Here is a 24,261-nt window from a genome sequence, read left to right on the forward strand (position 1 = left end):
AACCGATACATCAACATGGACGACCTGCGCGAGCACAAGAAGCTCGCTCTGCGCCAAGCCGCATGACCAGCATCATGGCCGCCCCTTTTTGCAGAACTTGACGCACACAACCATGTAAAGATGGTGTCAGCCGCAGTAAACTGCGGACACCGGAAGCACCAACGAATGGAGTACTTTGCATGCCTGAACCAAGCGCACAAGATAGGGCCGCGCCATCGGCTAGGGAGCTTCAATCGGTTTCAAGATCAATAATTGCAGATTCGGGCCGAGTGTATGGCAGAGTCCAAGAAGAGGGGGCCTCCGAGACCGTCGCTGCCGAAGGAGCCTCCAGCGAACGGCTGCTATCCTCACGGTTGCTGCTGAAAAGCTATGGCTCAGCTCCCGGCTCGGTTCGGACGCTAGGCAAAGCGTGCCGAGCCCAAACATACTGGCCACGCCGGTTCCAAATCCTGCCGTACACTTGCCATGGCTGGCTATCGGCAGCGCCCGGCGAACGCCAAAACCCAACGTAGCCGCCTAGCCCGCTGCAGATCGGGTTGGGGCGCACTCGTCCGCGAACTGCTCTATTGTGGCATGAATGCGAGGGGCGATCCGATGCGAAATCAATGCATACGCCCTGGGGTTGGTGATCCAGCGAGCGAGGCGCGCTAGATCGGCGTTCAAGGAAGGATCGTGTCCCAACTCCTGCAGCGCAACAAGCCGGCGCTCCAAATCTCGAAGAACGAGATACGCGGGGGCGCCAATTGGATGGGGCGAGCTGATTATGCCACGGGGGGCGAGCACCCTTATGTGCCTTGGGAAGAACTCCGGTGGGAGTACGCTCAGAGCAGTCTCCACCGTGTCGTGGACAGCGTTGCCGCGACCCGCCTCGCCACTTCGGTAAAGACACTTGAGGAACCTGAGTGCGGCCAGCGAGCGTGCACCGCCTGGGGCAACAAGGCCTTCAGACTCGAGGCCAGCTGTCACCGCGTCGAACCCGTAAACGTGGACTCCGCGTTCAGCGAGGCTTAATACCCCGTGGTTGCGCACACCGACATAGAGGATGTCGGCGGCGAATAGCAAGCCTCTGGCACCGGTCGGCACAGTCCCTGCGAGAGCGGAGAGCGCCGCATTATCGGCGATTTCCGTTGAATAGTCCGCGCGGGGGGAAAAATCTGCGAGAAGCTTAGTTAGGCGGCCGCCTACGTCCCTGGTAACCTGCGCCTCGAGTTTGAGGTGCTGAACGAAGAGCGCACCGCAAGCCACGAGCGCCATCAACTTCGCGAATGTGTAGGAAGCGACAGATGCGCCCTGCGACTCGAGGTCCGCCGATCGAATGGCGAGCGACTCGACATCGTCGTCGACGATAAGAACGTCGCGGTCGCTTAGCGCGTCCGCGTCACCGCGTGCCGCGGAACCAAACAACGCCTCGGCCGATGCGGGTCGAATCGATGTCTTCCGGGGCGTCAACGGAGGAACCTCTTCACCAAGACTGCAGTAAAAATCCCGAGCCAACCAATCGAGGCTAATGCTTCAAGCACTGTAAGAATCTTAGCGCCATCCGACGACGGGGTCACGGACGAGAACCCGAGAACTGTTAGCACTGAGAACGTGTAGAAAACCGAATCGATGAAGGATGCGTGCGGAGGCGCCCCCTGCGTCATTGCTTCACCAACACCGGATGCGACCGACGTGCCCGCCGCGCGGGCGACTTGAATAGCGTCGCCGATCAGGACGTAGTTCATGTAAGAGACGGCGAGGAAGAGAAGCAAGGTCCATCCGAAAAAGCGCAGTGGGCGATAGCCAAAGCCAGTTAGGCCTTCATGCATAGTGCTGCATATCCACCCCCACCAAGCCTCTCGCGTCGTCTTCTTCTCTTCTCGCAAATCATGCCAAATTTGATATCGTGCCCAGCGTCGGAACCTGATGTCGGCCTGCATGAAGAAGAGGTCCTGGCGCTCCTCGGCGAAGTTTGAGAGCATGGCTTGGAAAACCGAAATGCCGACATTTGCCGCCTCCACCCGAAATCTGCGGGCAAACTTCACCCGTTCGGGGCGCAGGTACACCCGGGTCAGGCGAATTTTCCAGAGAGTGCAGTTAACGAGGTCGCAGCCATGAAACTCGACCTCGTCAAGATTGGCGCCGGTGAATAGGCAGTCCTCGAACGTGCAATCGGTAAACGTTACCCTTGAGATTGTATTCTTGGAGAAGGCGACATTTCGGAAGGTTACGTTCTTTATTTTTCGAGTGGGTGGGATCCAGGCGCCGGCCGGAAAGACAATATTGGCAACCGTGTCGCCAGGCGACATCGACGGCATTTCTCCTGCCGCGAGGATGGTCGGCGTGCCATCTAGCCTGAACAGGTTGCTTAGCAAACCGGAGTGCCCCTTTCCATCCCGACGGACGGCAGACTGGATCGTCTTAGATGGAAGTACAGCGCAAAGCGCTCACGAAGGCAACTGAGGCTTAGGTGCCCGTAGTGCCGTGCGTGAATGCTTTCATCGGTTTCTCGTTTCCGCGCTCCGCAGCGCAAATGATCGGCAGACATCTTTTGTCGGCAGCCCGAAACCTGCCAGTCCGCTTCTGATGCGGTGGACGGCTCTCCTCCCTTCCTGCGGTATGATCGCGGGATAGAGTTGGAGGAGCGCTATGATGAGCAACGTTACGACAATCGGTCTGGATATTGCGAAGTCCGTGTTTCAGCAGGAAGCGGCGAATGAACCCACCCGGATCGAACGTCATGGTCCAGTAGCACTCTTTCCCGTTGCGGCGGCAGTCCTTGTATCGGAACATCACGCCGACCTCGAGCGCGATCAGCCGGCTGTTGGAGATCGCGAGGCGATGAGTGTAGCGTGACAGGTATTGCGATTAGATATGCGCTATTCCACTGGGTCATCCACTGAAGCGCCTAGCTTTGCAATCAACTTTTCCTTGTTGGACTTCGTCCATTTAAGGAATAGGTGGCAGGTCGGTCCTGAAAAGATCGGTTTGAGCGTGACGAGCCAGTTTTCATATTCGTCCTTCGGTAAGCAAACCGCGCCAGAAATGAATGCTGGCTGCTCGAAGGGCGGAATTTGTCCAACAGCGGCTTTGTTCATGCGAAAAAAATGCTTGTTATTCGTCCTGCTCCGGATGATGTGAAGCTGCCTCTTGTCCAATAGAGACGGAAGGCTTTCGATCTGCTTGAATTGGACTGCGGCGATAGGGACGGTGCCGCGAACGAACAGCTCTAGCAGCCAGGTCCGGATCAGTTGGACGCTGGAGGCCGGAGGTTCCAAGATCGCCGCAACAACGCCATCCGTGAGACCGTTGAAGCAACCAGGGGAATCCTCCTCTAGCGCCTGCATCAAGAGGCTGACCTCCTTAGCAAACACCACAAGTTCGGAGAAGTTCGCTATAATGTATTCGATGGCGTCCGAGGGCTTCGCAATTTTAAGAGCACGGAAAATCACTTTGATCCGGCCAACGTCATAGTCCTCTTTGCCTATTTCCTCCTGAAGGAAACCAAGCAAATTAAGGGCTTTGAGGGCCTCTAAATCCTCAGGGTCCGGCGACTCTTCGAAGTAGATGTCTGCGGTTAAAGTTTCGAGCGCCTCTCCCTGCGCTTCCTCTGATATGTCGCTCGTCAGTCCCTTGAGCGTTTCCAAATACGCCGCCCGCGTCATGACCCTCGTCTTTGCGGCGTTGAGTGATAGGCCCTCGTTTATGCTGAGTTGTTGCGCAAGAAAGCTCAAGACGTCGTACGGATTATCGCCAGCGTTCAGAAAGATGCGGAAGTCGTCGACAAACCGCGTGACTATGATGCCGTGGTCTACGAGCGCCTTGTCAGTGTCGGAAAGTGCCAACTCCGCCTAGCAGTCTCGCCGCAGTGCCGCCAACCGGAAGTCCAAACGATTGCTTTGCCCGAATGACCTTGATGACCTTCTTGATATACCTTGCCGCGCCGTTCGCCGGGGCGGCCTCGTCGAGCAGATTTTCCAAGCGGTGAAAATTGATGCGAGCATAGAAGTCCGAGATGTCCGTCAGTACCACCTGCTTGATCTTGAGGCTGCGCTGAATGCGATTCTGCTGCGCATGGAGCCAATCCTTAAATGTGCGGTTCGGCAGGAATACCGATCCGTCAGTCGTCCCGTCGAAACGATACGAAAACGCCTCAAGACCATTCGCATGAGGTCGCCTAGCTTCGATCAGAGAGCCGATCTCTATGACCGCGGCGAGAAGCAGGACGGTGTCTACAGCGCTTAATTGGTGAGTAATCCTGAAGCCGAAACGACTCTTCGGCGCGAGAGCCTCGAACGCTCCTCCAGGGTTATAGGAATCAAGGTCAAGCTCTTTGAGCTCAGCAACGACGGCCGCGCTCTCGTCCCGAAAGAACGCAAGCTCCGGTAAATGCGGGAACACATCAGTGTCACCGTATTTGCATAGATGCTTGATTGCTTTCTCAAGCGCTGAAACGGAGAGCTTGAACGCCACTAATGCCTCGCTTGTTGATTAGGGTGGCAGCATGAATATGACTGATGATGAAACTCTAACGGCCTTCCGCTTTCCACCGAGTCCATCCCTATGTTGGAAACAACCCAAGCATGCGTCCAGCTCAGAACTGAACTTGGTCGCCGACTTCATTTTCCTGCACGGCAGGTGCCAACGCTGCTTGAATTTCCGCAGCAGGAAGTGGCTGGACCGGATGTGCCGCCCGAAACGCCTCAAGAAAGGGCTGGCGATCGTTCAGTCGCACCAGCACCGGGTTTTCACAGGACGAAGCTTTACCAAAAATTACGGCGTGACGCGCTTCGAGGCTCGGAAGCACGCCAGCATAGTCGCGGCCGATATAATTAGAGAGGAATTCTTTGCCCGTGTCGTCGAACGTCCGCATGGCGAAGATGGTATTGCATTGATTCAGAATAGTTTTCGTTACATTGGCCGTGCGTTGCGTGATGAGCAGGCAGCCGAGACCGTATTTGCGTCCTTGCAAGATGGCCCGTGCGCTCCGCGCCGTCGCCGCCTTGTCTCCTTCGGCTACAAAGTGCCGAGGCAAGTGTAAGACTATGAAATATCGCGATCATCACAGTCGGTTCGAATGCGAGATCAACCCGACGGAGCAGCTTACGCAAGCTAGCTGAGCGACTGGAATCGCTCAAGTTGCTTTCAAAGCAGCTGGTCCGCTTCGGCCCCAAAAGCCGCTGGGAAGCCAATGTGGTTTGCAGACGCCCAGTGTGACCTCGCGGTCGGGATAGCGACCGCCCAACCAGTGTGGCTGTAAATCGTCAAACGAATGTCACATCTGCAATCGCGCTAGGGGCGATTGGATGGCTCGATGCTGCACCAACGTCATAAACGTGTTCGCTCCGGGAGGCACAGATTTCTCAGACCTGCTTCCCACTGGTTTGGGTGCGCGATTTCGAATCCAATAAAATCGAAAGTCCCGTCGGTCGCATGAGCACCCCTGAAACGCTCGAATTTGTAAGCGAGATGCTTTTATCAGGGCGAAAACTATTTTGAAGCTAGACCAGCCTCCACCAATCGGCGGAACGCTTCCGATCTAGTTGGCAGATCTGGCTGAGTGCGACGCCATTCGTCAACGCGAGTAAGCAAGTCAGTCGAGAGTCGCAACTCGAAGCGTTCGGTTTTGGTATCGACAGGATCAGGAGTGTTTGACAATGATGGTGTCCGTAATGTACGGTATGTACGTAATTTGTGGTTCGCTTATCGCAGCCGAACGACGTGCTCCAACACATCGTTCGACCTAACCACAACCCAAGCTATCTGGAGCTCGGATCATGACTGATTCCGACAATAACACGACTTTACCTTTCGTCACGCGCAGGAGGGATCTAGGCGAGCGTCAATTGCAATGGCTAGATCACAGCCCCGTGCGGCCGGACCCCTTCTTTCCCTAACTGAACATTCAAACCAGAGGATCTAAGAGCCGAACACCTTCCCCCTTTTGACCAGCGGACAAGAATTCGACACCTGCTTTTGTGAGAGCCGCTTCAATGGCCTGCAAAGTGCTGATCCGGGAATCCACCTTGCCGTTTTCCAACCGGACCAACGCATTCAGCGACACAATTGCCTTGTCAGCAAGCTCCTGCTGCGACCAACCAAGCAAAGCCCGTGCGGCTCGAATCTGTCGTGGACTGACCATGCGTCCACAATCGGCAGGCAGATTTTCTTTGCCACTGATAGGGTTATTTTGAACCGTCTAAGGTGTATAAAATGGCGAGCCGACCTGCAGATAACATCGGTGCGAGGAGCCCGCACGTACGCGACAGACTATCTATGCGACTGACTTGTGGAGGATCAAAAGGCCTTGTTGAAACCGCAACGCTCCGTCCACTTTCGGACGGGGCCAAAGCCGAAGATCGAAAGCGAGCCGCATCCCGCCGACCAGCATGTCGGCAGGCAGGTCGCAACGGTTCGCGTCCAATCGGACGTCTCGCAAGCCCAGCTTGCCCGGTCCATAGGCATCAGCTTCCAGCAGCTTCAGAAATACGAGAACGCGCGGAATCGTGTGAGCGCGTCGATGCTCTACGAGATAGCCATCTCGCTCGGCGTTCCTGTTGGCCGCTTCTTTGAAGGCCTGCCGGGAAACCATGAGACCCGCGTCGAGGCGCGGCCCCTGCCGGTCGATGAGCGCCTGGATTTCATTGCCAGCGCGGAGGGTCGGCGCCTGATTGAGGGGCTGGTGAATCTTCCGCCGCGTGTGCGCGGTCGCGTTTCGTCCCTGATCGCAGCGTTAGGTGAAGAACTGGCCCTGCTGGACACAAAGGCGGATAGCGAGACGGCCGGCGAATCCGCGCCAGCCGAATGCAAGACCGTCTGACGGCCGGTTGGGGCCGTCAGCCGAATTTTCGTGCAGCGGGCAGGGCGATGCGGCCGCTAGCCGAGGACACTTCGATTTCGACGCCGAACGCCCGCGAGCGGGTCGCGAATCCTTCGAGGATTTCTCGCGCCGCGCTTCCCGTGACGGCGACGGGCACCAATCTGCCTGTTGCTGATCCAAGGGACTGAGCTTCCGCCCCGATGACGACGGGCAGGAGGTCTATTCCTTCCAGGCGTCCGCCCGCATCATAGCGGCACGCGGCCACAATGCTTTGCCAGACTTCCGGTGGGTCCCATTCGGTTTCGTCGGGGTGGACGTGGAATAGGAAGTTTCCGAGGCCGTAGAAGATCGGCGAGTCCTTGTAGATTTCCACGGCTTGCAGCACCGGCGCGCCGTGGCTGACGAAGAGGTTCGCGCCGGCGTCGATGCACATCCTGGCAAAGGTCTGCACCCAGCGCGGAACGTCCTGCCAACCTGGTTCCCAATGATGATGGTGCAGATAGGCGATCACGAAATCGCCTTGTGCCGCGGCGTGCCGGATGGCGGCCAGATGTACACTTGCACTCTGCTGATCGACTTCGATCAGACGGCCGAAGTCGGCGGCTTGCGTGAAGACGGTTCCGTAGAAATTAATCTCCGTGCCCGCCGACACCGCCACCGGGTCCTCCGGCTGCGCATAGTTGGCCAGTTCAAAGGGGGAGCTTTGCAAATGCGCGCCCAGCCTTGCCAGTCTGCTGAAATGCCCATCCGGCACCCCCATCTTGCGAACCGTGTGCAGGCGATTGACGCCGGGCCGAGCCGGGCGGAAGGCCGTGCGGTCTTCGGCATACATATTGGTCGGGCCGGGGCCTGCATCCATCGCAAGAAGGGCCACCTCGCGCGCGCCCAGCCGGCGGCGGCCCGGTTTCCTCGCGCCCGCTTCGTTGGCCCCGATGCCGGCATGCAGGAAACCGCGCGCTTCCACCTCCTCCAGCGTCGAGAGGATGCCGCCAGCTCCGAGATCGAAGGCGTGGTTGTTCGCGAGCGCAAGCGCGTTGAAACCGATGGCCTGCAATGCGTCGAGCACTTCAGCCCTGGAATAGCCGAAGTATTTGCCCTTGGTAGGCCACCCGCCATGCTTGCCGAGGATCGTCGACTCGAAGTTGGTGAAGACGACGTCGCCTTGGCGCAGGAAGTCCGTAACCGCGATGAAGCGTTCGTCTTTGAGGTCACGGATGTCGTGCTTGATCAGGGATTGGCCGGTAACGACCGCGCAGAACTGGTCTTTCATGGAGCTCGCCTTGAAGGAGGGGAGGGCGCTGGCGTTCCGGCCGGCACCTCGTCAATGTCGAAGTCGGTTGCCTCTATTGCGAGATGGCTGGCGAGATATCGCTTTTGAACCATTTCAGGCTCAGCGCCTTGATCGTTCCATCCTTGGTGGCCGCGTCGATGGCCGCGTTGAACTTGGCGAGCAACTCCGTATCGTCTTTGCGCAGACCTGCGCCGACGCCCGGACCCCAGAGCCCGCCATTCAGTTCAGGGCCGAAAAACACCACATCCGAGCCGGAAGGCGTCTCCAGAAAATCTCGCCACGTGAAATAGTCGGCCAGACCGCCGTCGATGCGACCTGCAGCAAGATCGAGCTTCATGTTGTCCTGGCTGTCATAACTGCGGATGGTCACGACATCGCCCAGCATTTCCTTCACGACTGCCTCCGAATTCGACGAGCGCAGGGCCCCGATCGCCCTGCCGGCGAGTGTCGATCTGAGGCGTTCGATGGTCGCCTTCTCCTTGTCCCCGATGCTCGAGAGGTTGACCTTCTGCTTGATGTCGCCAGGATCGAGACCCAGGTCCTTGCGCACAACGAACTGGTTGAAGCCGGTGGCGTAGGGAACTGAGAACGCGATCTTCTGCTTGCGTTTTTCCGTGATCGCCATGCCGGACATGATGACGTCGAACTTGCCGACAAGCAGTGCCGGAATGATCCCGTCCCAATCCTGCGGGACGAAGGTACATTTGATCTGGATGCGACGGCACAACTCCTGTCCAACATCGATATCGTAACCGTAAAGTTGACCGTTCGCGTCGGTAGAGTCCCAAGGCGGCGAAGCACCTTCGGTGGCAATCGATATGACGCGCCCGCTTTGCGCGCCGGCCGGGAATGCCGTCATCAGGGATGCGATAGAAACAGCAATAGCCAGGGGTATGCGCATGATGCACCTCTTCGTTGGTTTGGATGGAACGGGAGTTCAGAACCTGCGGCGTCAGGGCAGGGGCGTCGTGATCTCTGGGTCAGGTAGGACTGAGCGCACTCGCGCCTTTCGTCGACGCACCGGATGGCCATCGGTCGAAAGCCACCGCTCCAGCAACTGGATCGCTTTCACCGCGATCGAGGTAAGCGATAGGTAGATCGCTCCAGCGACGATGAATATCTCGTACGGCGCGAACGTGGTCGACACCATCTGTCTCGCCATGCCGGTGATCTCAAGCAGCGTCACGGTGCTCGCGAGCGACGAGCCCTTGATCATCCCGACGATCTCATTGCCGTAGGCCGGGAGCGATATCCGGAAAGCGATCGGGAAGGTGACCAGCCGAGCGATCTGGAAGCGTTTCAAGCCCAGAGACGTGGCCGCCTCGGCGACACCCTTAGGCACGGACTGGAGACCACGGCACAGGATCTCGGTGGTGTGTGCCGCGCTGTTCAGCGAAAATGTCAGAAGGGCGCACCAGAAAGGGTCGCGCAGGATCACCCAGAAGATGCTGTCCCGCACCGCCTCGATCTGAGCGAGGCCGTAATAAAGCAAGAAGAGCTGAACGAGCATCGGCGTTCCGCGGATCACATAGGTGTATGAGAGCACGGCGAGCGAGAGGCCGGGACGTCCGAACGCGCGGATGAAGGCCAGCGGCACGGACAAAAGAAATCCGGCCGTCAGCGACAAGACCGTCAGGGTCAATGTGAGACCAACGCCCGACGGCAGAACAACCAGTGCGTCAAACATCAAGCCGAGGTTCATGGGTCGCTCCCTCCTACCGGCCGAGTGCCGGATAGCGCCGCTCAGCCAGCCGGATCGACAGCAGCGTGACGGTGGTCAGCGAGAGATAGAGAGCGGAGGCCGCAAGGTAGAAGGTCAATGGTGCGCGCAAGGACCCGGCCCCCACATAGGCAACGCGCATGATGTCGGTCAGGCCGACGATCGAGACCAGCGCCGTATCCTTGAAGAGCGAAATCCAGAGATTGCCATAGGCCGGCAGCGCCAGGCGCAGCATCTGCGGCCCGATGACGAACACCCAGCGCTGCCAGGCATTCAGCCCAAGCGACTTTGCCGCCTCGGTTTGACCCGCTGGCACCGCCGCTATCGCTCCGCGGAACACTTCGGTCGCATAACCGCTGAAGACGACCGACAGGGCGATAACGCCTGCGGTGAATGCGTTCACCTCCACATACCGGCCGGCGACCTTGCTGGCGAGCGTGGTTCCGCCGAAGTAGATGAGCAGGATAATGAGAAGTTCTGGTACGCCGCGGACAACCGTCGTGTAGGCCGTTACGACGCTGATGAGGCGCGGTTTTGCCGTGCCCTTCGAAATCGCCAAAAACAACCCGAATGCCGTACCAAGGCAGCCGCTGATAAGGGCCAGGCTGATGGTCACGGTGAGTGCGACAACAAACTGAGTAGTAAAACCACCCATGGGGCGCTTTCCTCGACTCGCAATGCAGCAAGATACGCAGGCTTTTCCCACACAGACCAAGCCGTATAACCCTAGGTTGCGAGTTGTTATATTTGTAATTTGGAGTTAATTTAAGCTATTGGCCAATTCTAACGTCTGAAATTGCACACTCAATCTATAATTTTTATTATTTCATCTATAACCAACCGTTATATACTAAGGCGGTTCGTTGCTCCTAGGTTGGCGTGATCCGCTTCGTTGTCAGGGAAAGGTGCGCGGGGATGGAGCTTCTGCAGAGCGACCTCAAGCTCCGTCAGTTGAAGGTCTTCCGGGAAGTGTTGCGGGCCGGTTCGACACGGCGAGCAGCGGTTGGGCTCGGGATAAGCCAGCCGGCCGTCAGTCAACATGTGAAGCAGCTCGAGGCCACGCTCGGCATCACACTGTTCAAGCGATCAGCCAACCGCATCGTCCCCTTGCAGGAAGCCTGGGAACTCCTGCGAAACGTAGAACTTGCCCTGACGTCCCTGGATCGGCTGGAAGCGTCGATCTTCGCAATGAAGAACGAGGAAAAGCAACGGATCGCGATTGCCGCGCCTTCTGTTTTCGGTTTCGTGACCTTGCCCAAGGTCGTGGCGATCATCCACTCAAAGACCGCTTCGAACGTCCGGTCGATTTCAGGAAGCTACGAGCAGATCGGTGAGCACATCCTGGCAGGTCGGGCGGATCTTGGAATCTCGAGACTGCCGCTGGACGCAAGTCTGTTTGAATGGGCGCCGCTTGGGTCGGCACAAAACGTATGCATCTTTCATCCCGATCACCGTTTCTCAAAACGAACCTGTATCGAGGCTCAAGACCTGGCAGGCGAAACGATCGTCGATATCGATCCCCAGTTCTCCGCCCACCAAATGAACTTCAATGCCATGCGCTTCGCCGGCGTTGAGCCGGACATACTGGTGGAATTCGATTGCAACGGTCACGAAGCCGGATACGTCTCGGCTGGCCTGGGCATTTCGATCACCAACGAGATCATTGCGCGTGAGTACGAGGCGTTTCACCTAGGAATAAAGCCAGTGGAACCTTCCGCGCTCTATCACTACGTCGCGATTTGGCAGAAGGGCAGGACCTTTTCCAACGCGTTGAAGGTATCGCTCGAGGCGATCATCGCTGCTTTTTCCACGGAGCCGCCTGCGAGAGGTTGATCATCTCTTGAGAGATGGTGTCCTCGACAGCGGCTGCCTTTGAACAGGAGGTAAGGGTTCATCCTGTCAGAAAACGATCAGTCCGCGCCCCTGCAACAGAACGCGGGCCTTTTGAGCAAAATAGCCCGACGTCAGCTGGTCTTGATGCCGATCTTGCGGCGCTTCGCTGCCGCTTCAGGCTCTGGCGCTACGGCCTTCCGTCCCAGGCCGATCGCCTTCGCCATCGCCGATCGGGCCGCAGGATAGTTCGGCGCAACCATGGGATAATCGGAGGGCAGGCCCCATTTCGCGCGGTACGCATCTGGCGTCAGATCGTAGTGGGTGCCTAAGGACCCCTAGAACCAACCCCGCCACTTGAACCACACCAGCGGAATAATTGCGCTGAGACCGATCATCCCCAAACCATAGGGATAGCCGAAAGCCCAGTCGAATTCAGGTATGTTCTTGAAATTCATGCCATAGATGCTCGCCATCAAGGTTGGAGGAATGCCGACGATCGAGACGATGGTCAGGATCTTGAAGATGTCGTTTTGCGCAATGCCGATCAGTCCAACCATGGCGTCCAGCAGGAACTGGACCTTGTCAGAGAGATGAACCTCATAATTGTCGAGCGACGCTACGTCGAGCTGGAGGCCGTCCATACGCGACGCGAGTTCTCCATCGCTCCAGCCTGCGGTCATCCCGCACGCGAAGTCGATAGCGCGTCCAAGGGCAAGTAACGCATCGCGCTTTTCCGAGAGAGCGTCACCCAGCCTGCCAACATGGCGGAGTTGGGCGCGAATGACATTGTTTGAGCGGATCGCCTTACGGCCTTGGCTATCGGGGACATGAAAGGCGGTTGCAGAGAGGGTGCGCAGGTCAGTCGCTGCCTGCTCAAGGCCGTCGGCGAGGCGGTCGACAAGCTCATCACAGAGATCGAGGAACACCTCAAGGCTCGAGGTCGGCGGCTCGCCGGAATCGGTGAAGCGCCTGGCAACCGCGTCAAAGGCCGGCAAAGCCGAGAAGCGCACGGTGATCAAGCGGTCGCGCGACAGCACAAAGCCGAGGGGAGCAACCAGCGGCGGGCCGCCTTCGACATGGGTGACTATCGGAACGCTCATGGTAAGCACGCCGTCGCGGGCTTTTAGTCGGCTGGAGCTTTCGATCTCGCTGAGATTTTCCCGGCTGGGGAGGGCAACGCCGGCCACCCCCTCGACCTCTTTCACCTCGCCCGTATCGGGGTCGATAAGATCCAGCCAGAGCGCCCTTATGGTCGCTTTCGGGGAGTTGCTCTGCGGATATATGCTCAACATTTCCGGAAGTGCCATGAAAGGCCGGCTTGCGTGGAAGAAGCGGCATCCGAATAACTATTTCAACAGTCCACAACCACTAAGGTTCCAAAGCCCGTTCGCACTCCACACCCCTGAGTAACCACCAAATCTGAATCGCCGCGCCCTGCCGGGGGCGCCAGTCGGCATTCGTCTACTGCTGATCTGACCGCTCATTTTTACTTCCTGCCGCTTGGAAAAGCCGGCGCCGCTCGCTGGAGGCTGCACAGAAAGCGTGCTGAACCGGACGGCAGTCCCCTTAGGAACCTTACGCAGCCGTTGGCCGTTGAGGATTCACAATCAAGGAGTCTGAAGATGGCTGATGACCCAAATGAAGCCGCGACATCCAGGCCGACGCAGCGTGAAGCTCAGGAAGCCTTGGAGAAGCAGGTTGCTCAGTTGAAGCGCGAGATTAACAAGATCAATCGGACGCTTGCTGAGCGCGCAGAAGAGGTCGTCGAGGAAGCCACAGCCTGGTATGACAGCGCTGCCGATCGGACCGGCCGTACAGCTCAGGCGCTTCGGAGCGGGGCTCAATCTGTTTCGGGGGCCGTCCAGGACAATCCGGGCACTGTGTCGACAGCCTTCATAATCGGCGCTGCAATGGGTCTGCTACTGGGTGTCACCATCAATGCCAGTGGGTCCAATCGAGACCGATGGTTCTCTAAGTAGCCCAGAGATCGTCGCGTCGGTGCACCAAACTTGACACCGCAGAGTAGAGCTCGGAGAGGTATTCTGAATCACATTGGTGCGGTAAGCCTATTTAGATTGTCGCCAGCGTTCGCCATTTCGTCCTTGAAGGTAACTGTCGATAAATACGCGATTTGAATCACTTAATCGACCCACAGGAAAGTCGTGCCGAGCCGGATTGTCTAATATCACCATGCAGGTCGTCGAAGAATTTCTCACCGGAAAGACATACTTTGTCTCTCGCTGCCATTCCGGGTGAACCCCCAGCCATCAAGCGATCCGATGGCCTCCCGCATCCATCCGACAATTTCACTGGACAGCGGCCAGCACCTTTGGTCCCAGAGCTCATTAGTCGAAATGCTCATCGAACGGGGGCGTCACAATCGAGGCGGCCATTTGCGCAAACGGGTGTGACCAAGAATGGTCTAACCCGAGGCTTGATACCCCGACGAGTTCGGCGCCTGTTCCTGATCTGACAGGTCGAGAACCGTCGCGCGGTCGCTCTCCTGAACTACGGCCCGACCTGCTGGCCGTCTCTCGTGGACATATCGGCGGATGGCCCGTACAATTCCCCGTCCTCCAGTTTTGACGGGCAAACTAGCCTATGGCCGAAGAACGCGTCCAACGCCGCCTTGCCGCGATCCTCGCCGCCGATGTCGTCGGCTACTCGCGGCTCATGGAGCAGGATGAGGCCGGAACCCTGGCGGCCTTGAAGGCGCGGCGGCGGGATGTGCTGGCACCGCTGGTAACCCAGCATCATGGGCGGATCGTCAAACTGATGGGAGACGGCGTCTTAGTGGAGTTCGCCAGCGCGGTCGATGCGGTGCAGTGCGCGGTCGCACTGCAGAAGGGTTTCGCCGCAGCTAATCAGGGCGGGTCGGAGGCCCGGCGCATCATCCTGCGGATCGGCGTAAACTTGGGTGACGTTATCGTCGAGGGTCAGGATATCTATGGCGACGGCGTCAACATCGCCGCACGGCTGGAGGGTCTGGCAGAGCCTGGCGGCATCTACGTCTCGGGCACTGTGCATGATCATATCGCCGGCAAATTGGCACTGAGGTTCCACGACCTCGGCGATCACGCACTCAAGAACATCGTGAAGCCGGTGCGGGTTTATCGCGCCGGAGCAGACAGGACTGAAGAGCGTACTGCACATCCGGCGCCGGCAATGCCGGACAAGCCATCGATTGCGGTTCTCGCTTTCACGAACATGTCGGGTGATCCGGAGCAGGAGCACCTTTCTGACGGCATTAGTGAGGATATTATTACCGCCCTCTCGAAGCTTTCGAAGCTGTTTGTCGTCGCCCGAAATTCGACGTTTACTTACAAAGGACACCCCGTTGATGTGAAGCAGGTGGGGCGCGAACAAGGTGTGCGCTATGTTCTAGAAGGTAGTGTCCGCCGAGCCGGCAATCGACTTCGTATCACCGCGCAGCTGATCGATGCGACGACGAGTAACCACATCTGGGCCGACCGTTATGATCGGCAGGTACAGGACGTCTTCGATCTCCAGGACGAGATCACACGCCAGGTCACGGCAGCTCTTCAGGTCGAGTTGACCGAGGGAGAGCGAGCCCGACTGTGGGCCAGTGGGACGGCCAATCTAGAAGCTTGGGAAGCCGCCATTCAGGCCCCAGAACTCCTTGAAAGCCACCGCCGGGAGGATGTTCTTCCGGCGCGTCGGCTGGCGCAACGCGCCTTGCAGCATGACGCAAACTACGCCGTCGCCTGGGCGCTGCTTGGTTGGTCTTATTGGAACGAGGCGTTCAACGGTTGGACCGATGACCCAGACACGGCACTTGCGCAGGCGTCGGATGCCCTTGAGAAAGCACGCTCGATTGACGGCACGAACCCAGATACGCTGGCGCTGCTAGCTTTTCTCCACATTTCGCTAAGGAAGCTGGACGAGGCCTTTTTGTTGGCCGAAAAGGCAATGCTGCTCGGTCCCAATCACAGTTTCGCTACGGCAGTTGCGGCCAACGTTGCACTGTTCTCAAACAAACCACATGACGCGCTGCCGCTGTTGCAAAGGGCTCGAAGGCTCTGCCCGATTTGTCCAGCGTGGTACGTCGGCGACATGGCCTATGCCTATCTGCTGATGGACCGGCACGACGATGCTATCAAAACCGCCATCGAGGCGACGAAGATGGATCCCGATTACATCTACAGCTACCACGTGTTGGCTGTCGCGAATGCAGAACTTGGACAGATAGATGCCGCTCAGTCCGCCGCCACGAACATCCTTCGCATCGACCCCAATTGGCTGATCAGTACTTTCGCCACCACCCAGCCCTTTGAAGATCAACGGTTGCAGAAGCGTCTGGTTGAGGGTTTTCGCAATGCTGGCCTTCCGGGAGCAAGCGACCTTGCAAGCGACGCGGCAAGCAAGGGGTGGTGATAACAGACACTTTACTGAGAGTGACGCCAAGAGCGCTTTGGTACGCAGTGGGGACTGACCGTTGCCCCTCGCCGCATCTGCGCACAAGAAAGGGTGATCCACAGACGGTGTTCGATGCAATGTGCGAGACCTCTTATGGCGAGCGTTTGCCTCGAAGTGAGCGATGAGCTTGTCGAGTTCATCCTGTGTCGGTCGTCTATCTCGCTGAAGGCCTTTGCCAACGAGACCGAGCCTCGTGAGGGCGACACGCGCGAAATCAACCGGTTCGACCTTGACGGGCAGGCCGTGGACCGCAGCGGCGTGAGTAAGAACAAGTTTTATAAAGCCGATGTCGATACCGAGGGTCATCGGTCCGGCACCTTGGGCGGCGCGCTCACGACCAAAACGAATGAGCCGTTCGCGGTCGAGCGCTGCTAGGTTGCACTTCCCCAAATGCCGTTGGAGCATATCGAGGGCCGCGGCCTTGGAGCGGCGCGGGGACTTGCCTACATCGCACATGTCGTCGATATGAAGGTTTATCAGTTCGCCGAAGGTTTTAAGGCGCGCTATGCGGGACTTGGTCGGCGTCTCACCTCGATCGACCTGGCGCTCGGTTTCGGTGGCCCAACGCCGGGCGTCGTCTCGGCGCAGGAAGGTCTCGCTGACGTAGCGACCTTTGCGACGGACTTGGACACGCCAGGAACCGGACGAGAGCTTTGTGTAGGTGGCCATTTTTTCGTGTGCGCTCCGTGTGCACTGAGAGATCGAAACGTGGCGAAAAGGGTCGTATTCTGGCGTAAATTCGTGTGCACTCGTCAGGTTCTAACGATTTGATGTTAAAGAAAAAATGCAAAAATCAAGACCATAGAGTGGCCGTGGCCCCGATGATGGATTGGACGGATCGCCATTGTCGGTTCCTCGCCTGCTGACGCACCGTGCGCTCCGGCCGAGTTGCCTTTCTACTGCGCAGATTTCAATTCCATGAAGGAACGAGCCCGGCCTTCGGCGCGACTTCGATCGGTCGGTGGCTCCTCATCGTAATGCGCTGAAGGACAGCCGGTCTATCTCGGCAAATGGTGGAGAGCCTTGCGATTTCCGAGGCGACTTTGGTCCAATGCCAGAAGCCTATACGATCGCCTGCTTTCGGCTGCGTGCCGCGGAATAGTAAGCACGAGGCCCGTCTCCGTCGATCAACCGTCGGGCATCGCCCTGCCAACGGCTCCAGATGTGGCGCCGTCGCTGGGGCCTTCGAAAAAGCGCGCTGAGCATGACGTCCCAGTCATCCGAGAGGATACGCATTCATGCCGCCAGCGTGAATGTGTTCCGTGCCAGCATCTTTCTGACATATGCGTCCCATTTCTTCATCGCTGCGCGCTTCTCAGGCATGTAGGTCCAGCGATCGTAGCTCTTCGAACTGATATCCTGTAGCGCATGGTTCTGCAGGCGGTCGCGGATTTCCTTCGAGATGCCGGCTTTGCCTGCGAGGGTTTTGAAGGTCCGCCGTAGGTCTCGGTTGGTCGCGAAAGGTATGACCCCGCGGTCCCGTTGCCGCCATACGAAACTGTAGAGCGAGCCGTGGCTGACCGGCCGGAATGGATCGTTTGCCGATGGGAAGTACCAGCCATATTCGTTCGGAGTGATGGACTCGATGAGTTCTGCAGCCAGGGACGGTACGGGCGCGGCGTGCGGCTGATCGTTTTTCGTCTTCGACCAGTCTATTATCTTTTCGGCCGCATCCCATTGTTCCACATGGAGACGTGCGATCTCTTCAACGCGTTGCCCGGTGAGCATGATGAGTTGGATTGCGCGCGGATAGGAGGGGTGGACCGGGACGTCAGGGCAGTCGAGCCACCAATAGAGACGGGCGAATTCGGCCTCACCGAGCCAGCGTGTGCCCCGCACCTTCGGCTCGGTCGGAATCGCGGAAGCGGGATTGAACGGAATCCGGAACCTGCGCGGTGATGAGTTCCGATAATCGTGTTCGGATTTCATGCCCCAGCTATAGGCGGCGTGGACATAGCTTCTGACGTGGTCCGCCATGGCGCGGGCGCCGCGCTCATAGATCGGCCGGATCACCTCCACAATTTCCTCAGGATCAATTTCGCGGGCAAGCCGGTGGCGGCCGAGCGTGTTGGCTATTTTGTTGAGACCCTTTTCCGTCTCTTTCCAGGAGGGCTTGCCCGCGCTCTTGAGGGCGGCGACATAGCCTGAGAAAAGGTCTTGGACAGTCCCGGCCCGTGCGTCGGTCGCGATCTTAATGCTCCGGCCCTTCTGAATAAGTCTTGCAAAATCGCGGTCGAAAATCTCGCGCGCCGTGGCGAGGGACATCGACGGGTAGGATCCGATCTTCTTTTTGACGCGCTTCTTGTCCCGCCATTGTTGCGCCATCCAATCGGCCGTCACGCGAGTCGGCATGGGCTTGAGAATGAGTATGAGCCGGCCGGTGCCGTGCCCGTCGCCATCAACAAGCGTTTCCTGCTTTCCACTTTGTTCGATCCGCCTGATTGCGGCGCGTATTTCTCCGTCTGAAATATTCGGCATGCTTGTTCTCCCTTGGGTTGAGAGTGGGCTTTGCCGACGGATGAGGAGTGGGGTTTATACCCACCAAAAAAAGAAGGGCCGGCAACTGGGGTCTGAAGGGGTTTTGATCCCCCGAAAACCACCCCGAATCTGCCACACTAGCCGGGCCTACGACAAGTCAGAAAATACAGATGAATCAGCGGGATAGAGCGTGATCCTGCGGGATCGAAATAGGCACTTTTGGATGGTTATGCACCAGGATGACGGCGCTGGCCGATAGTTCCAGCGCGCGCTTGATCACTTCGCGCGGATAGACCGGCGTGTGGTCCACGGTGCCGACCTGCTGTACCTCGTCGGCGATCAGCACGTTCTTCTTGTCGAGAAACAAGATGCGGAAATGTTCGCGGTTCTCGAACGCCATCGCCGAGCGGCAGTACGCAAGAAGCTGCGTCCAGTTGGACAGCACCTCGCGGTCGCGAACCTCGGTCCGCGCCATGCGCTGCGCGGCAGCGGCAATCACCTTCAGGTCGACCGCCACGGCGGGGCCGATGCCCTTCACCTCCTGCAGCAGCGCTATCGGTGCGCCAAGCACTTCGCCAAAAGTGCCGAAGCGCGCCAAGAGCGCCTTGGCGATCGGCTTGGTGTCGACGCGCGGGATCAGGCGAAACAGCAGCAGTTCGAGAAGTTCGTAGTCGGGCAGGGCGTCCGCGCCGCCGGCAACGAAGCGCTCGCGCAAACGGTCGCGATGGCCGTGATAGTGTGGCTTCTCCGTCGATTTGTCTCTTGGTGCCTTGTCCTTCGCCGGTGGTTCAAGCCACCGCTCGGAGAAGAACCCCCGTTCGTCGTCACCGCTGTTCCCCATCCATCCCCCACACTCCCCGAAGGCTTCGACGGCAGATTAGAGCGGTAAGCAGCGCGCGGTCGAGTTTTTTCGGCGACGGCGCCTCAAAGCTGCGGCTTTGAGGCGATCTTGTTTTCAGCTGACCGGCGGCAGGCCGGGGCGGTCGAGCTTGTTTGGCGACAGGGTGAAAATCTCGCAGCCAGTTTCGGTGACGCCGATCGTGTGTTCGTACTGCGCCGACAGCGAGCGGTCGCGCGTCACCGCCGTCCAGCCGTCCGACAGCACTTTCACATGCGGCCGGCCAAGATTGATCATGGGCTCGATGGTGAAGATCATGCCCGGCCGCATCTCGACGCCTTCCGAGGCGGTGCCATAGTGCAGGATGTTGGGTGCGTCGTGGAACAGCTGGCCAACGCCGTGGCCGCAGAAATCGCGCACCACCGAGCAGCGCTCTGCCTCGGCATAGGTCTGGATGGCGGCGCCGATGGCGCCGGTGCGGGCGCCGGGCCGGACCGCCGCGATGCCGCGCATCAGGCACCCGTGGGTGACTTCGAGCAGGCGTTCGGCGGCGCGCTTGATGGTGCCGACGGGATACATGCGCGAGGAATCGCCGTGCCAGCCGTCGAGGATGTAGGTGACATCGATGTTGACGATGTCGCCGTCCTTCAACGGCTTGCTGTCTGGAATGCCGTGGCAAACGACGTGGTTGATCGAGGTGCAGGACGATTTGGTGTAGCCGCGATAATTGAGCGTCGCCGGCAGCGCGCCTTGGTCCATGCCGAATTCGAAGACGAAACGGTCGATGGTCTCGGTGGTGACACCCGGCTGGACCATCGGCACCAGTTCATCGAGGCAGCGCGCGGTGAGATCGCAGGCCTTGCGCATGCCGGCAAATCCTTCCTGGCCATAGAGGCGGATCTGGCCGGTATTCCTGAGGGGTGCCGTGGTGGCGTCGAGATAGGTGACCATAGTGTCCGTTTGCCTGTAAGCGGGCGGCGCATACCAGCCCGTTAGAAAATTTCCCCAGATTTGGCACTGCAAGCCGCAAGGTTCAAGGAAGAACTGCCGGCAATGGACTGATACTGGCGATATTCCTGGCTTGCGCGGCCGCTCAGATGACATCCAGGTGCGCGATCTCCTCCGAATGCCGAGATCGCACTGACGACACATTTTCGCGCAAAAGCAGCCAAAGCAACTTTTGACCACGAACGGCGTTGCTGTGGTCGACGCCAGTTCGGGAGATATAGAATGGACAGATTGCAATTCGAGGTGCCGGTGCGCATCGCGCCCGCGCCCGGGCTGCCGGTAGAGGAAATATACAGCGTCGAACAGGCGCTGGATATCCTGCATGACTGGCCAAAGAAGCGACAGGGCAAGGTCTATGAAGCGGCGTTCAATGCCTGCTTCGGGGCCACGGTGGATGTGGTCAAGACTGAGGACGCCTGGCGCGCCTTCATGGCGTTTTGCCGGGTCAGTGGGCTGCTGGCCAGGGATATGATGGTTACGGCCAAGCGCGCCGGCGAGGCGAGGGGCCTGAGGGTCTAGAGTTCTGCTTGGCCTGGAGGCCGGCCAACCGACTCGTTCCAATCGGCGCGGACTCCGCGGCGTTAAGGTTCCGTTTCCGACTTCACAGCTAGGCATGAGCCATAGAGCAGCGTCTGATTCGTTGCGTCGGTTTCATGGTGCAGAACATGTCTTCAGCCAATGTGCGTACCTTCCCGCTAGATCGGCAGACCGTGCTGGTGCGCGAGGTCGCCGCAAGGCTGGGCAGACTGCACGGCGACACGGCCACGTCGTTCTGGAAGGCCACGGCGCGCGAACTCCTCGACAAGGCGGTCGCAGCCGGCAGCGATGCAGCTTCGGCGGCCAACGATGTCCGCCGGTTTTTTGCCGCGGTCCAGGACGAGATGCATTTCAAGGCGGACGATGCCGCACCGGGGCAGCGCCGGACGCGCACCCGCCCCTAGCCTCAAACAGAGCACACACGCGCTCATCATTGTGTGGCCAACCGTGGACCGGTCTTGGCGTCGACGAATCTCGGGCCTTGCGCTGTCGATCGTGCCGTCCCAGCCACGGCGAGCGCCTTGTTGAACGCGGACCGTCACGCCGGAGAACCTGCCTGACGGATGGCTTTTGCAGATGGTGGGATCGAGGCGGTTTAGCGCAGGCGTCGGCCTCTCGGCGATCCCTGTGCCGGTCCGGTCCGAATCGGCTATGCCTGCGCGATGCAGGAAACGTCTCTCTATATCCCGGTGAAGCGGTTTCTCGAGAGCCTGGAATTCACGGTCAAGGGCGAAGTCGGCCACTGCGATATCGTGGCGGTGCGCGACGGCGAGCCGCCTGTGCTGGTCATCTGCGAACTGAAATTGCAGTTCAACCTCGAACTGGTGCTGCAAGGTGTCGATCGCGCCGCGGCATGCGACGAAGTGTGGCTGGCGGCGCGCATGTCGGCGCGTGGCAAGGGCCGCGAGCACGACCGCCGTTTTCGCGCGCTGTGCCGGCGGCTCGGCTTCGGGCTTCTGGCTGTCAGCGGCAAGGGGGAGGTCGAAGTGCTGCTCAGCCCGGCGGCTCTGCCGCCGCGTCGCGATCCGAAGCGCCGCTCCCGACTGATGGAGGAACACCGTCGCCGGCGCGGCGATCCGGTGGTCGGCGGTGGCTCGCGCGCCCCGATCATGACCGCCTACCGGCAGGATGCGCTGGCCTGCGCCGCAGCCATGACCGACGGGCCGAAACGCCCGCGCGATCTGAAAGCGATTTCGCCACGCGCGCCCAGCATCCTCTTGGACAATGTCTATGGCTGGTTCGCGAGGGCCGAGCGCGGCGTCTACGCGCTGACCGAAGGCGGCCATGCGGCGTTGCAGCGCTGGCCGCAGGTAGCCCACGACCAAGGGTGAGTGGCCGGAGATTGCCGCGAGCAGGCGCCGAGGGAAACCTCGGCACGGCAGCCGCTGTTCGCCGTCTCAACCGATTCGCCGCGCCACCGTTCCAGCCGCTGCTAGTACGGCGGCGGCCGCGAGGCTTCCTGTTTTCCTGAAAGATCTGGTACGCCCAAGGGGAATCGAACCCCTGTTACCGCCGTGAAAGGGCGGTGTCCTAACCGCTAGACGATGGGCGCGCTCAGACGAAGCGGCTTATAATTGCGTTGTTGCCAACCGGCAACCCATCAGCCGCCAGATGCGGAAACTTTTTTCAAGAGGGGCGAAAAGGGCCAGTTTGTGAGCCAGCCCAGGTTTTCTGCCCTCGCGTCATTGCACATCTTTGGAGATTAGCCTGAACGCCCCGCGCAGTCGTCATCCTATGGTCTGCGCTGCGTCGCTGCGCGCCTTGCTTCGCCATAGGATGACGAAGTCGCGGGTGCCTCGGCTAATCTCGAACGTCGCTGATAGCTAATCGGGAAAAACGGCAGGCTGCTAACGGCCCCTCGGCCCGTTTGCCGAATGGGGATGCTAACCCCGCCGGCGGCAGCGCCAATTCCAGTCGCGCTCGGGGCCGACGTCGACGTGAACGGATTCGGTATGGCAGTAGGTGCCGACGCCGCCGCGGCCGGGCATGGTTCGGATGTAGCTTGCCAGTTCCCATTTGGAGACGCCGGGAACCTGGATGTCGGCGGCGGCGCAATACATGTGCAGCGAATTCTTGGCGCCGTTGGCGCGCCGGTTGCGGGCCGGGTCGCGGTAGCCTGATGTGACCATCATCTTGCGGCCGTAATGGCCTTCGATGGTCTTCAGCACACGCACCAGCGACGGCTTCAGGCAGGCGACGTCGACGCTCTCGTTTTGCTTCAACAGGCCATTGGGCGCCAGCCGGGCGAGGCCGGCGGCGGAGGCCACCTGATAGGCGCCGCCCGAACCCTCGTCCTCGTTCAGGTCGACGTCGCTTTCGTCGTCGAGGCCGGATTTGCGCTTGATCTCGAACAGCGCCGTCTGGCGCACCCCGGGCAAGGCATCGCTGCCGGTGATGTGGTTGCTCTCGTTGCCAAGCGAGGCAAGCTGCAAGGGCTTGTCGGCGGAATTGGCTGACGCTAGCGTGATGATCGGCTTTGCCGGGACGGCCTTCTGGGAAGCAACCGCAGGCTGTTCGCCCGAGCGCGAGTTGACCAGCGGAGCAGGTGCCGCCGAGGTTGGCGTGGTGCTGAACAGTGAGGCCAGGAAGCCCTTCTTCGGCGTGTCGATCTGCTGGGGCGCGGCGGTCACGTAGACCTCGTTGGTCGCGGGTGCCGCTGCCGTCGCTTTCGGTGCGGTCACGCCGGCATCGGCGGCGGCGATCTTCTGCGCCACGGCGTCCGTTGCGGCCGCGGTCTGTGCTGACTGCTGCAGCGACTGCGGCGTCTGGCCGACAATGGTTTCGGAGCCGGCGGGAACATTGACCGGGAAGCCGGTGCCGGGCTTGGCCACCGGCACATAGGCGACCTGCTCGGGCAGTGTCGCATCGCCCGCTGCCGTCATCATCATCTGCGGCCCGGTGGATGTGACCTGCACGGTCGAATCGCCCGGCGCCGCAGGGCTGGCGCCGGAAGCCGCGGCGATGTCAGAAGCGGTCGCGTTGTAGCCAGGCATGCCGACGGACATTGTGGGGTCGCCGGCGGAGGTGCAGGACGCCAGAAGCACGGAGAAAAGCGCTGCCGCTATAGTGCGACCTTCTCTCCCCGCGAGACGCGATCCTGCTGATTTCAAAACTAAATTCCCCCTCGGTGTCCGGTCGGCCTGCTATTGGTGCGGCGTCGAAACGTTCACATCCAATAACCTTGTGTTCCCAAACCGGAAACGAGACTTGTGTCAATTCTGCAAGCCTCTGAATTATTTGCTCGTTGGAGGCCAATTGAGGCTTCTTGAAGGTTGACGACACCATTTCGCCCCGTTTTGCCGGCTCGTCAACTCACCAGA

General features: G+C 59.4%; 23 protein-coding genes, 1 tRNA gene and 2 pseudogenes. 8 read left to right on the forward strand and 18 right to left on the reverse strand.

The features are described 5' to 3' along the window. Positions 1–516 precede the first annotated feature (516 nt). The 7 genes and pseudogenes from NKI46_RS07355 to NKI46_RS07385 all read right to left on the reverse strand — a co-directional run bounded on the left by NKI46_RS07355 (position 517) and on the right by NKI46_RS07385 (position 6,121). On the reverse strand, positions 517–1,449 hold the full coding sequence (locus NKI46_RS07355) for a nucleotidyltransferase domain-containing protein (protein ID WP_352745520.1): 933 nt from the start codon (positions 1,447–1,449) through the stop codon (positions 517–519). Continuing rightward, a complete protein-coding gene (locus NKI46_RS07360; protein WP_352745526.1) occupies positions 1,446–2,288 on the reverse strand; it encodes a pentapeptide repeat-containing protein in 843 nt (280 codons plus the stop codon). Before NKI46_RS07360 ends, NKI46_RS07355 begins: the two co-directional genes overlap by 4 nt. A 391-nt stretch (positions 2,289–2,679) precedes the next feature. Beyond that, positions 2,680–2,841: pseudogene (locus NKI46_RS07365) on the reverse strand (transposase); the annotation flags it as partial. A 17-nt stretch (positions 2,842–2,858) separates the two neighbouring features. Next, positions 2,859–3,824, reverse strand: a complete 966-nt coding sequence (locus NKI46_RS07370) for an RNA-dependent RNA polymerase family protein (RefSeq protein ID WP_352745529.1) — start codon at positions 3,822–3,824, stop codon at positions 2,859–2,861. Then, positions 3,805–4,452 (reverse strand): RNA-dependent RNA polymerase family protein, encoded by a 648-nt coding sequence (locus NKI46_RS07375; RefSeq protein WP_352745532.1) that lies wholly within the window; start codon positions 4,450–4,452, stop codon positions 3,805–3,807. Before NKI46_RS07375 ends, NKI46_RS07370 begins: the two co-directional genes overlap by 20 nt. 121 nt (positions 4,453–4,573) lie before the next feature. Next, a complete protein-coding gene (locus tag NKI46_RS07380; protein ID WP_352745535.1) occupies positions 4,574–4,951 on the reverse strand; it encodes an ATP-binding protein in 378 nt (125 codons plus the stop codon). A 933-nt stretch (positions 4,952–5,884) separates the two neighbouring features. After that, positions 5,885–6,121, reverse strand: coding sequence for a helix-turn-helix domain-containing protein (locus tag NKI46_RS07385; protein ID WP_352745537.1), 237 nt, complete (start codon positions 6,119–6,121; stop codon positions 5,885–5,887). Positions 6,122–6,286: 165 nt separating this feature from the next. On the opposite strand from NKI46_RS07385, the gene NKI46_RS07390 reads away from it, so the two are divergent. After that, the gene (locus NKI46_RS07390; protein ID WP_352745540.1) at positions 6,287–6,799 is read left to right on the forward strand and encodes a helix-turn-helix domain-containing protein; all 513 of its coding nucleotides are present in this window, start codon (positions 6,287–6,289) and stop codon (positions 6,797–6,799) included. A 16-nt stretch (positions 6,800–6,815) separates the two neighbouring features. On the opposite strand, the gene NKI46_RS07395 is transcribed toward NKI46_RS07390, so the two are convergent. The 4 genes from NKI46_RS07395 to NKI46_RS07410 all read right to left on the reverse strand — a co-directional run bounded on the left by NKI46_RS07395 (position 6,816) and on the right by NKI46_RS07410 (position 10,465). Further along, positions 6,816–8,069, reverse strand: coding sequence for a CapA family protein (locus NKI46_RS07395; protein WP_352745542.1), 1,254 nt, complete (start codon positions 8,067–8,069; stop codon positions 6,816–6,818). Between the two features lie 73 nt (positions 8,070–8,142). Next, positions 8,143–8,991, reverse strand: coding sequence for a transporter substrate-binding domain-containing protein (locus NKI46_RS07400; RefSeq protein WP_352745545.1), 849 nt, complete (start codon positions 8,989–8,991; stop codon positions 8,143–8,145). A 51-nt stretch (positions 8,992–9,042) separates the two neighbouring features. Continuing rightward, positions 9,043–9,792 carry an ABC transporter permease gene (locus NKI46_RS07405; protein ID WP_352745548.1) on the reverse strand — a complete coding sequence of 250 codons (750 nt, stop codon included), beginning with the start codon at positions 9,790–9,792 and terminating at the stop codon, positions 9,043–9,045. A 13-nt stretch (positions 9,793–9,805) separates the two neighbouring features. Continuing rightward, the gene (locus NKI46_RS07410; RefSeq protein ID WP_352745551.1) at positions 9,806–10,465 is read right to left on the reverse strand and encodes an ABC transporter permease; all 660 of its coding nucleotides are present in this window, start codon (positions 10,463–10,465) and stop codon (positions 9,806–9,808) included. A gap of 260 nt (positions 10,466–10,725) precedes the next feature. Here NKI46_RS07410 and NKI46_RS07415 point away from each other — a divergent pair, with 260 nt between their 5' ends. Then, on the forward strand, positions 10,726–11,643 hold the full coding sequence (locus NKI46_RS07415) for a LysR family transcriptional regulator (protein ID WP_352745554.1): 918 nt from the start codon (positions 10,726–10,728) through the stop codon (positions 11,641–11,643). A gap of 131 nt (positions 11,644–11,774) precedes the next feature. Here NKI46_RS07415 and NKI46_RS07420 read toward each other — a convergent pair. After that, positions 11,775–11,972: pseudogene (locus NKI46_RS07420) on the reverse strand (MucR family transcriptional regulator); the annotation flags it as partial. 6 nt (positions 11,973–11,978) lie between these two features. After that, positions 11,979–12,950 (reverse strand): magnesium transporter CorA family protein, encoded by a 972-nt coding sequence (locus NKI46_RS07425; RefSeq protein ID WP_352745557.1) that lies wholly within the window; start codon positions 12,948–12,950, stop codon positions 11,979–11,981. 315 nt (positions 12,951–13,265) lie between these two features. On the opposite strand from NKI46_RS07425, the gene NKI46_RS07430 reads away from it, so the two are divergent. The 3 genes from NKI46_RS07430 (at position 13,266) to NKI46_RS07440 (ending at position 16,455) form a co-directional block, all read left to right on the forward strand. After that, positions 13,266–13,622, forward strand: coding sequence for a hypothetical protein (locus NKI46_RS07430; RefSeq protein WP_352745559.1), 357 nt, complete (start codon positions 13,266–13,268; stop codon positions 13,620–13,622). A gap of 622 nt (positions 13,623–14,244) precedes the next feature. Beyond that, positions 14,245–16,038, forward strand: coding sequence for an adenylate/guanylate cyclase domain-containing protein (locus tag NKI46_RS07435; RefSeq protein ID WP_352745561.1), 1,794 nt, complete (start codon positions 14,245–14,247; stop codon positions 16,036–16,038). 135 nt (positions 16,039–16,173) lie between these two features. Then, positions 16,174–16,455: a hypothetical protein gene (locus tag NKI46_RS07440; RefSeq protein WP_352745564.1), complete on the forward strand. Its 282-nt coding sequence runs from the start codon at positions 16,174–16,176 to the stop codon at positions 16,453–16,455. 861 nt (positions 16,456–17,316) lie between these two features. Here NKI46_RS07440 and NKI46_RS07445 read toward each other — a convergent pair. The 3 genes from NKI46_RS07445 to map all read right to left on the reverse strand — a co-directional run bounded on the left by NKI46_RS07445 (position 17,317) and on the right by map (position 20,347). After that, positions 17,317–18,558: a tyrosine-type recombinase/integrase gene (locus tag NKI46_RS07445; protein ID WP_352745565.1), complete on the reverse strand. Its 1,242-nt coding sequence runs from the start codon at positions 18,556–18,558 to the stop codon at positions 17,317–17,319. Between the two features lie 175 nt (positions 18,559–18,733). Beyond that, the gene (locus NKI46_RS07450; protein WP_352745568.1) at positions 18,734–19,399 is read right to left on the reverse strand and encodes a JAB domain-containing protein; all 666 of its coding nucleotides are present in this window, start codon (positions 19,397–19,399) and stop codon (positions 18,734–18,736) included. A 114-nt stretch (positions 19,400–19,513) separates the two neighbouring features. After that, the gene (gene map / locus NKI46_RS07455) at positions 19,514–20,347 is read right to left on the reverse strand and encodes a type I methionyl aminopeptidase (protein WP_352745570.1); all 834 of its coding nucleotides are present in this window, start codon (positions 20,345–20,347) and stop codon (positions 19,514–19,516) included. Between the two features lie 279 nt (positions 20,348–20,626). Between map and NKI46_RS07460 the strand changes: the two genes are divergently transcribed. The 3 genes from NKI46_RS07460 (at position 20,627) to NKI46_RS07470 (ending at position 22,272) form a co-directional block, all read left to right on the forward strand. Continuing rightward, entirely contained in the window at positions 20,627–20,923 is a 297-nt protein-coding gene (locus tag NKI46_RS07460) for a DUF982 domain-containing protein (RefSeq protein ID WP_023667653.1), read from the forward strand. A 146-nt stretch (positions 20,924–21,069) separates the two neighbouring features. Continuing rightward, positions 21,070–21,345: a DUF6074 family protein gene (locus NKI46_RS07465; protein ID WP_023725693.1), complete on the forward strand. Its 276-nt coding sequence runs from the start codon at positions 21,070–21,072 to the stop codon at positions 21,343–21,345. Positions 21,346–21,603: 258 nt separating this feature from the next. Further along, the gene (locus NKI46_RS07470) at positions 21,604–22,272 is read left to right on the forward strand and encodes a DUF2161 domain-containing phosphodiesterase (RefSeq protein ID WP_023667651.1); all 669 of its coding nucleotides are present in this window, start codon (positions 21,604–21,606) and stop codon (positions 22,270–22,272) included. 146 nt (positions 22,273–22,418) lie between these two features. On the opposite strand, the gene NKI46_RS07475 is transcribed toward NKI46_RS07470, so the two are convergent. Continuing rightward, positions 22,419–22,493, reverse strand: a tRNA-Glu gene (locus tag NKI46_RS07475). 331 nt (positions 22,494–22,824) lie between these two features. Further along, positions 22,825–23,946 carry a D-Ala-D-Ala carboxypeptidase family metallohydrolase gene (locus tag NKI46_RS07480; protein WP_245259993.1) on the reverse strand — a complete coding sequence of 374 codons (1,122 nt, stop codon included), beginning with the start codon at positions 23,944–23,946 and terminating at the stop codon, positions 22,825–22,827. Positions 23,947–24,261 lie beyond the last annotated feature (315 nt).

Source organism: Mesorhizobium sp. M0615, from assembly GCF_040320805.1.
Taxonomy (GTDB): domain Bacteria; phylum Pseudomonadota; class Alphaproteobacteria; order Rhizobiales; family Rhizobiaceae; genus Mesorhizobium.

Bases quoted from the DNA above. Each gene is read 5' to 3' on its own strand.
- NKI46_RS07415 (WP_352745554.1), top strand. From the start codon at position 10,726: ATGGAGCTTCTGCAGAGCGACCTCAAGCTCCGTCAGTTGAAGGTCTTC.
- NKI46_RS07440 (WP_352745564.1), top strand. From the start codon at position 16,174: ATGGCGAGCGTTTGCCTCGAAGTGAGCGATGAGCTTGTCGAGTTCATC.
- NKI46_RS07400 (WP_352745545.1), bottom strand. From the start codon at position 8,991: ATGCGCATACCCCTGGCTATTGCTGTTTCTATCGCATCCCTGATGACG.
- NKI46_RS07470 (WP_023667651.1), top strand. From the start codon at position 21,604: ATGCAGGAAACGTCTCTCTATATCCCGGTGAAGCGGTTTCTCGAGAGC.
- NKI46_RS07460 (WP_023667653.1), top strand. From the start codon at position 20,627: ATGGACAGATTGCAATTCGAGGTGCCGGTGCGCATCGCGCCCGCGCCC.
- NKI46_RS07425 (WP_352745557.1), bottom strand. From the start codon at position 12,950: ATGGCACTTCCGGAAATGTTGAGCATATATCCGCAGAGCAACTCCCCG.
- NKI46_RS07435 (WP_352745561.1), top strand. From the start codon at position 14,245: ATGGCCGAAGAACGCGTCCAACGCCGCCTTGCCGCGATCCTCGCCGCC.
- NKI46_RS07385 (WP_352745537.1), bottom strand. From the start codon at position 6,121: ATGGTCAGTCCACGACAGATTCGAGCCGCACGGGCTTTGCTTGGTTGG.
- NKI46_RS07480 (WP_245259993.1), bottom strand. From the start codon at position 23,946: ATGTCCGTCGGCATGCCTGGCTACAACGCGACCGCTTCTGACATCGCC.
- NKI46_RS07430 (WP_352745559.1), top strand. From the start codon at position 13,266: ATGGCTGATGACCCAAATGAAGCCGCGACATCCAGGCCGACGCAGCGT.
- map (WP_352745570.1), bottom strand. From the start codon at position 20,347: ATGGTCACCTATCTCGACGCCACCACGGCACCCCTCAGGAATACCGGC.
- NKI46_RS07360 (WP_352745526.1), bottom strand. From the start codon at position 2,288: ATGTCGCCTGGCGACACGGTTGCCAATATTGTCTTTCCGGCCGGCGCC.
- NKI46_RS07410 (WP_352745551.1), bottom strand. From the start codon at position 10,465: ATGGGTGGTTTTACTACTCAGTTTGTTGTCGCACTCACCGTGACCATC.
- NKI46_RS07405 (WP_352745548.1), bottom strand. From the start codon at position 9,792: ATGAACCTCGGCTTGATGTTTGACGCACTGGTTGTTCTGCCGTCGGGC.
- NKI46_RS07445 (WP_352745565.1), bottom strand. From the start codon at position 18,558: ATGCCGAATATTTCAGACGGAGAAATACGCGCCGCAATCAGGCGGATC.
- NKI46_RS07395 (WP_352745542.1), bottom strand. From the start codon at position 8,069: ATGAAAGACCAGTTCTGCGCGGTCGTTACCGGCCAATCCCTGATCAAG.
- NKI46_RS07465 (WP_023725693.1), top strand. From the start codon at position 21,070: ATGTCTTCAGCCAATGTGCGTACCTTCCCGCTAGATCGGCAGACCGTG.
- NKI46_RS07450 (WP_352745568.1), bottom strand. From the start codon at position 19,399: ATGGGGAACAGCGGTGACGACGAACGGGGGTTCTTCTCCGAGCGGTGG.